This is a genomic window from Flavobacterium sp., assembly GCF_017985075.1.
Taxonomy (GTDB): Bacteria; Bacteroidota; Bacteroidia; order Flavobacteriales; family Flavobacteriaceae; genus Flavobacterium.
Genome location: NZ_JAGNYF010000024.1, coordinates 20244 through 28353, shown reverse-complemented (window position 1 = coordinate 28353; position 8110 = coordinate 20244). Strand labels below are relative to the sequence as shown.

Annotated in this window: 6 protein-coding genes; 2 read left to right on the top strand and 4 right to left on the bottom strand. The window is 32.0% G+C overall.

The features are described 5' to 3' along the window. The coding region (uvrA, locus tag KA468_RS06455) for an excinuclease ABC subunit UvrA (protein WP_291242120.1) at nt 1–2433 on the top strand (2433 nt) is incomplete at its 5' end. A gap of 28 nt (nt 2434–2461) precedes the next feature. Next, nucleotides 2462–3184 (top strand): TIGR00730 family Rossman fold protein, encoded by a 723-nt coding sequence (locus KA468_RS06450; protein WP_291242119.1) that lies wholly within the window; start codon nt 2462–2464, stop codon nt 3182–3184. 108 nt (nt 3185–3292) lie between these two features. Here the strand turns inward: KA468_RS06450 and KA468_RS06445 are convergent, their stop codons facing one another. From KA468_RS06445 to KA468_RS06430, 4 genes are all read right to left on the bottom strand, one after another. Next, nucleotides 3293–4303 carry a DUF6588 family protein gene (locus KA468_RS06445; RefSeq protein ID WP_291242118.1) on the bottom strand — a complete coding sequence of 337 codons (1011 nt, stop codon included), beginning with the start codon at nt 4301–4303 and terminating at the stop codon, nt 3293–3295. Then, entirely contained in the window at nt 4304–6247 is a 1944-nt protein-coding gene (gene gyrB, locus KA468_RS06440; protein WP_291242117.1) for a DNA topoisomerase (ATP-hydrolyzing) subunit B, read from the bottom strand. Nucleotides 6248–6534: 287 nt separating this feature from the next. After that, complete coding sequence (locus KA468_RS06435) at nt 6535–7050, bottom strand: hypothetical protein (protein WP_291242116.1); 516 nt, start codon at nt 7048–7050, stop codon at nt 6535–6537. Beyond that, the gene (locus KA468_RS06430; RefSeq protein WP_291242115.1) at nt 7022–8083 is read right to left on the bottom strand and encodes a carboxypeptidase-like regulatory domain-containing protein; all 1062 of its coding nucleotides are present in this window, start codon (nt 8081–8083) and stop codon (nt 7022–7024) included. Before KA468_RS06430 ends, KA468_RS06435 begins: the two co-directional genes overlap by 29 nt. Nucleotides 8084–8110: the final 27 nt, after the last annotated feature.

Genomic DNA, 8110 nt, shown 5'->3' with positions numbered 1-8110 from the left:
TATTCGGATGATCAAATTAAAGAATTAATTTACGATGAATTTGATGGGAAAAGAATAAATATCTTATCTCCCGTAATTCGTTCACGAAAAGGACATTATAGAGAATTATTTGAACAAATTGCCAAACAAGGTTTTTTAAAAGTTCGTGTAAACGGCTCCATAAAAGATTTAGAATATGGCATGAAAGTGGATCGATACAAGACACACGATATTGAAATTGTAATTGATCGAGTGGCTGTAAAACAAGACGAAGACACCGATAAAAGATTAACCGAAAGCATCAAAGTAGCTATGCATCACGGTGATGATATTATGATGGTAATTGAACAAGATTCTCAAGAAGTTCGGTTTTATAGTAGAAGTTTAATGTGTCCTACTTCTGGTATTTCGTATCCCAATCCAGAACCAAATAATTTCTCCTTCAATTCCCCAAAAGGGGCTTGTTCTAACTGTAATGGTTTAGGAATTGTAAATGAAATAAATCTACAAAAAATTATTCCAAATCCAAAAGCATCCATCAAATCAGGTGGTTTTGCACCTTTAGGCGAATATAAAAGCACTTGGATTTTTAAGCAATTAGAATTTATTGGTGAAAAATACGGCTTTAAGATTACAGATAATATAGAAACCATTCCTGCAGAAGCCATGGATATGATTTTGTATGGTGGAAATGAAAAATTCTCAGTCGTATCGAAAGTGATGGGTATTACTAAAGATTATAAAATTGACTTTGAAGGGATATCAAATTTCATAAAAAATCAGTTTGAACAATCCGAATCGGCAAGTATTAAACGTTGGGCAAAAGAATTTATGGATGAAAATACGTGTTCTGAATGTTCTGGAACGCGTTTACGAAAAGAAGTTTTATATTTTAAAATAAACGGAAAAAGTATTGGCGATTTGGTTCAAATGGACATTGTAGAATTACAACAGTGGTTTTCCGATTTACCAAATCATCTATCCGACAAACAAATTACTATTTCATTTGAAATTTTAAAAGAAATTAATGCTCGAATTAATTTTTTACTGGATGTCGGCTTAGATTATTTATGTTTAAATAGAAGTTCCAAAACGCTTTCTGGCGGAGAAGCACAACGTATACGATTGGCAACACAAATTGGTTCACAATTGGTGGGTGTTTTGTATATTTTAGACGAGCCAAGTATTGGTTTGCATCAACGTGATAATGAACGATTAATAAAATCATTAGAAAGTTTGCGCGATATTGGCAACTCGGTTTTAGTGGTAGAACACGACAAAGATATGATTTTATGTGCAGACCATGTGATTGATATTGGTCCGAAAGCAGGAAAATATGGCGGACAAATTATTAGCCAAGGCACACCTACTGAATTAGTAAAAGAAAATACAATTACTGCTCAATATTTGAACGGTAAAATGAAAATTGAAATTCCGAAAACTCGTAGAAAAGGAAATGGCAAGTTTTTAAAACTAACTGGTGCGACTGGAAACAACCTAAAAAATGTTTCAATAGAAATTCCTTTAGGGCAATTAATTTGTGTTTCAGGGGTTTCTGGAAGCGGAAAATCAACCTTAATTAATGAAACGCTCTACCCTATTTTAAATGCTCATTTTTACAATGCTGTTAAAAAACCAGCGCCTTATAAAAAAATTGAAGGTTTAGAACATTTGGATAAAGTGATTGATATCGACCAAAGTCCGATTGGAAGAACACCTCGAAGCAATCCAGCAACATATACCGATGTTTTTTCAGAAATAAGAAGTTTGTTTACAATGACATCCGAAGCACAAATTCGCGGCTATAAACCAGGTCGATTTAGCTTTAACGTAAAAGGCGGTCGTTGTGAAACTTGTGAAGGTTCGGGAGTAAGAACTATTGAAATGAGCTTTTTACCGGATGTATATGTAGAATGCGAAACCTGTCAAGGAAAACGTTTTAATAGAGAAACCTTAGAAATTCGTTTCAAAGGAAAATCTATTTCAGATGTGTTAAATATGACAGTTGATGAAGCCGTAGAATTCTTTGAAATGATTCCAAAAATTTATCGAAAAGTAAAAACCATTCAAGATGTTGGTTTGGGATATATTACTTTAGGACAGCAAAGTACTACCCTTTCTGGTGGTGAAGCACAACGAATTAAATTAGCCGGTGAATTATCTAAAAAAGACACAGGAAATACCTTTTATATCTTAGATGAACCTACTACTGGTTTGCATTTTGAAGACATTCGTATTTTAATGGATGTGATTAATAAATTAGTAGATAAAGGAAACACAGTTTTAATTATTGAACATAATTTAGATGTCATTAAATTAGCTGATTACATTATTGACATTGGCTTAGAAGGCGGAAAAGGTGGCGGAGAAGTATTATGCAAAGGCACACCAGAAGAAATTATCAAAAATAAAAAAAGTTATACGGCACAGTTTTTGAAAAAAGAATTATCTTAGATTACTTATTTAATATAAAAAAGAAAATATGAGTGGAGTTTATCAAAATGAAGAGGAAAGAATCCAAGACAAATTAAAACAAAAAACTTGGAATGAAGTACGAGCAAACGATTCTTGGGCTATTTTTAAAATTATGTCGGAATTTGTCAATGGATATGAAACTATGGGACGTATAGGTCCTTGTGTATCTATTTTTGGTTCTGCAAGAACAAAACCAGAAGATAAATATTATTTACTTGCTGAAAAAATCGCATACAAAATTTCAAAAGCCGGCTACGGAGTCATAACTGGTGGTGGACCCGGAATTATGGAAGCTGGAAACAAAGGTGCACATCACGGCGGTGGAACATCAGTAGGATTAAATATTGAATTGCCTTTTGAGCAACATTTTAATCCCTACATTGACCGAGATAAAAACTTAAATTTCGATTACTTTTTTGTTCGAAAAGTAATGTTTGTGAAATATTCTCAAGGTTTTGTAGTGATGCCTGGAGGTTTTGGAACGTTAGACGAGATGTTTGAAGCCATTACATTAATACAAACTAAAAAAATAGCTAAATTTCCAATTATTTTAGTGGGAACTGAATTTTGGTCGGGTTTAATGGATTGGATTCAATCTGTTATGATTGACAAATTTAAAAATGCGTCACCTGAAGATTTAAAATTATTTAAAATTGTAGATAACGAAGATGAGGTGGTGGAAGCTTTAGATAATTTTTATAAAAAATACGAATTGTCGCCTAACTTCTAGCTTCGAGAACCTCAGCTACAAGTTTCGAGAACCTCAGTAATAAGTTTTGAGAGCCTTAGCGATAAGTAGTTATATAAAAAGTCCCGTCTAATTAAGGCGGGACTTTTTTTAATTTATCTTATAAGAAACACCTAAATTATAATTAAAAAACTTTCCGAAAGCAAAAGCACTTAGAAAATTAAATTTATTTAAACTATAATTTACAGCAATTTCACCAATATAATTGGTTTTTCTTTTTTCAATGGTATCAAGCAATTGATTTATTATTTGTTGAGCTGGAATTATATCTTCAATCGCGCCTTTTTCACCACTTACTACATAATTAAACATACTGCTATTGACAATAAAACTTCCTAAAATTTCAAATTTATTGATTTCTTTAGATACCGCTAATTGGTAATGAAATGTATCTACAATTCCATTTAAATTATTAATACCTAAATTTCCGTACGACGTATTCACATCTAAAAAATCAAAACTAATGTCTTCATTTGAATAAAAAGACATGGCAGAAATATGAATTTTTTTAGGTTCCAAACTCGGGAAATATTGACTAATGTTGTGCTTTAAACCAACACCATATACTTGATAATACCCACGTTTTAAATTAGTTTTAGTTGAAAAACGACCAATAAGTTCTGTACCACTTGGCAAAGCGAGAGACACATCTAAATATGGATAGTTAATAGTTTCCTGATTCACTCCTTTTGGGGTTTTTAAACGGACTTGTTGCCCGTCTAAATCACCTACTAAATAATAGGTGTCATCATTTCCAATAGCCGTTGGTACTACAGCTGTAGTTTCTGTTCCTTCTAATTGTAAAAATTGAAAATCCGAATTCGAAATAGTAAAACTTCTATCCGATTTTGGTACAAAAAAAACATTCCCATGAATTCCTACATTTATTTCCCAGTTTTCCTTCTTCTTTGCCGAATTCATCCATGCAGAAGAGGCTTGATAAACTGCAGCATCTGTGGCAGGAATTAAATATTGCTTGGAATACAAAAGGGCATCTTCTAAAAGATACCCTATTTGTTCAAATTGTGCTGTGGTTTGTGCTGATCCAAAATTTGAAAAAACAAAAACTAACAGACCAGATAAAATACTTAACTTTTTCAATTACGCATCAATTTTAGCGTAAGCTGCATTTTTCTCAATAAATTCTCTACGAGGTGGTACTTCATCACCCATTAACATAGAGAAAACGCGATCTGCCTCTCCTAAATTATCAATTGTTACTTGACGGAACGTTCTAAATTCAGGATTCATTGTAGTTTCCCACAACTGTTCTGCATTCATCTCTCCAAGACCTTTATAACGTTGAATATTTGTACTTCCTCCCATTTCTAAAGAAATTCTATCACGTTGGTCATCGTTCCAAGCATATTGTTTTTTGTTTCCTTTTTTAACCTGATATAAAGGTGGCGCCGCAATATAAACGTGTCCGCCTTCAATTAATTCTTTCATATATCTAAAGAAGAACGTAAGAATTAACGTAGAAATGTGAGAACCATCGACATCGGCATCACACATAATCACTACTTTATGATAACGTAATTTTGATATATTTAAAGCTTTACTATCTTCTTCAGTTCCAACGGTAACGCCTAAAGCCGTGAAGATATTTCTAATCTCTTCGTTTTCAAAAACTTTGTGTTGCATCGCTTTTTCCACATTCAAAATCTTACCTCTTAATGGTAAAATAGCTTGAAAAAATCTATCACGTCCTTGTTTTGCTGTTCCACCTGCAGAGTCTCCCTCTACTAAGTAAATTTCACATTTTTCAGGATCTTGTTCTGAACAATCTGATAATTTTCCTGGCAATCCGCCACCACCCATAACGGTTTTACGTTGCACCATTTCACGTGCTTTTTTGGCAGCGTGACGCGCTTGAGCAGCTAAAATTACTTTCTGAACAATTATTTTTGCATCATTAGGATTTTCTTCTAAATAATTTTCAATCATCTCACTCACCGCTTGACTAACTGGAGAAACAACTTCTCTGTTTCCAAGTTTTGTTTTGGTCTGTCCTTCAAATTGTGGTTCGGAAACTTTTACAGAAATAATGGCTGTTAATCCTTCACGGAAATCATCTCCAGAAATATCAAACTTCAATTTGTCTAACATACCAGATGCATCCGCATATTTCTTTAACGACCTTGTTAAACCTGTTCTAAAACCTTGTAAGTGTGTTCCTCCTTCGTGTGTGTTAATATTATTTACGTAAGAAAATATATTTTCCGTATAACTTGTGTTGTAAATTAACGCCACTTCAACCGGAATTTCTCCTTTTTCATTATCCATAGAAATTACGTGCGTAATAATTGGCTCGCGGTTTCCATCTAAGTAACGAATGTATTCTTTTAAACCTTCATCTGAATGAAAAATTTCAGAAACAAAATTTCCATCCTTATCTAATTCTCTTTTATCTGTAAAAGTAATTGTAATTCCTTTGTTTAGGAAAGACAATTCACGCATACGCGCTGATAAAGTATCATAAGAATATTCTATTGTTTGAGTAAAAATAGATGGATCAGGATAAAAAGTTACAATTGTACCTCTTTTGGTTGTTTCTCCAATTTGTTTTACAGGATAAAGTGCTTTTCCTTTTTCATATTCTTGTTCGTATACTTTACCATCACTACTATGAACAGTTGCTCTTAAATGATTTGACAAAGCATTTACTACAGAAACCCCAACACCGTGAAGTCCTCCAGAAACTTTATAAGAATCCTTGTCGAATTTTCCTCCAGCACCAATTTTAGTCATTACAACCTCTAATGCCGAAACGCCTTCTTTTTTGTGAATCCCAACTGGAATTCCACGTCCATTATCTTCTACCGAAATAGAACCATCTTCATTAATATCAACTCGAATCGTATCACAATGGCCACCCATTGCCTCATCAATTGAGTTATCTACAACTTCATAAACTAAATGATGTAATCCTCTAACCCCAACATCTCCAATATACATTGATGGACGCATTCTTACGTGCTCCATTCCTTCTAACGCCTGGATACTATCGGCTGAATAACTACCTTTTTTATTTTCTTCACTCATAATAATTGTGTTAAATAAACATTTTTATAACAAACAAATATAACGAATGGATTAAAAAAAGCCAAGATATTGCACAAGCAAAACACCTTAAGTTATCAACATTTGTTAATTTCTAAAATCTTATCTAAAAAGCGCTAAAAAGCATCAAAAATGCTGTTTTGATGTTTTTTTAATCCAATCAAAAACAGCTAAAAGTAAGAAAACGTCTTAAAACGCAAAATAACGGGGTTTTAAAAATCAAGAAAATTATGTGTTTTGTAAAATTTGAATAAGAAAACCGTAATTTTTTATAGAATTTCTAAAATTTTATACTGAACTTGATTTACCAAAAATTCAGAATTTACAGCTTGATGCATCATCTTCATACCTAATGGCGATTGCGGAGAAATGGCAAAAACTGCTCGATTATCAATTGTAATTTTTGGCAATGCGGTACTGATAAAAACGGTTAAATGATTTGTAACAACAACACTTCCTAAAATGGCTTTATTTGAAATTTGTTCGATATCTAATTTTGATAAAATGGCTTGTTGTTCAATAGCTTCTTTTAATTTATGGGCAATTTTTTCTTGTTCGATATGTAATTTTGACAACGTAGTTTCGTGCTTATCACCTGCTGAAGATTTTGCGTCATTTTGCGCATCTTCAGTTAAAGAATGAATTAAATCTTGATAAATATCTATTTTATCTTGAAGTACTATTTGATAATGAGAAAGTATTTTTTGCTTGAAGTTTGGCATTTTCAAATATTCTGAATTAAAAGTTGGAATAGTGTTATTTATTTTTTTTGACTTCTTTTTCAAGAATTTCCGGTTCAAAATCTAAAGGTAAGGTATTTCCAGCTTTTTGTTGTCCGATATCGCCACCAAAAACAATTTGATCTTTATGTGAGTTATTTCCAAAGCTATCTACAAAAAAAGTTTCGGTTTTAAATATTACGCGTGATTGTCTTTTTTTGCGATATAAAAGATTAAAATCGGCATAAAAATTAGTTTTTTTAATCCCACCAATTGATAAGGAAACTTTATTTGTTGAAGTAACCGTTACTTCATATAAATCGTCTTTTTTCAATACTTTAAAGTAATCATTTGGATTGACGCTAAATTTGTCTTCAAATAGTATGAATTTTTTTTCAGACCAAGAATTATCGATTATACCCTTAAAAAAGTCAACTGCTGAACCAAAATAAACATCGTTTCTGTTTTTAATTATTTTTTCGTCAATCTTAGTTTCTGTATATTTTACAGTTCCTAAAAATAAACTTTGAATGGCATTAATCGATTTAATGGTTTTAAAATTAAATTTCACATAAAAATCTTGTAAATCAAAATCGATAATATAACCTAACAATGGATTTTCTACTTTTATAGGTTCCGAGCAAGAAGCCGTGAAAGTAAAAGTTTCTAAATCGTAATTAAAATCAATGGCATCTTCATTTAGTATTTTACAGGCCTTTCCATATTTTGTAACACCTAAAAATTGTTCTCTGAAAAGTTGTAATTTTTGCTTTCTTGTAAAGCCATCTTTAACAACCAAAACCGTTTCAATTTCATTTTGTTTTGGAACTAAAACGAAGGTAAAAAATGGTTTTTCATATGGATTTGAAACATAAATATCTTCATAACCCATAAATTTGACAATTAATAAGGTATTGAATTTACTTTTTGAAGTAATCTCAAACAAACCATCCGCACCCGAAACTGTTCCGATGGTTGTGCCATCTAAATAAACAGATGCACCTGCAATTGGTTGTTGATTTGCATCTGTAATTTTGCCTTTAATGTTTTGCGAAAAAACAAATAGCGGAAACAGTACTATAATTAAAATTTTACTCACTTAAATAATTGTTTTTTCAATGATTTC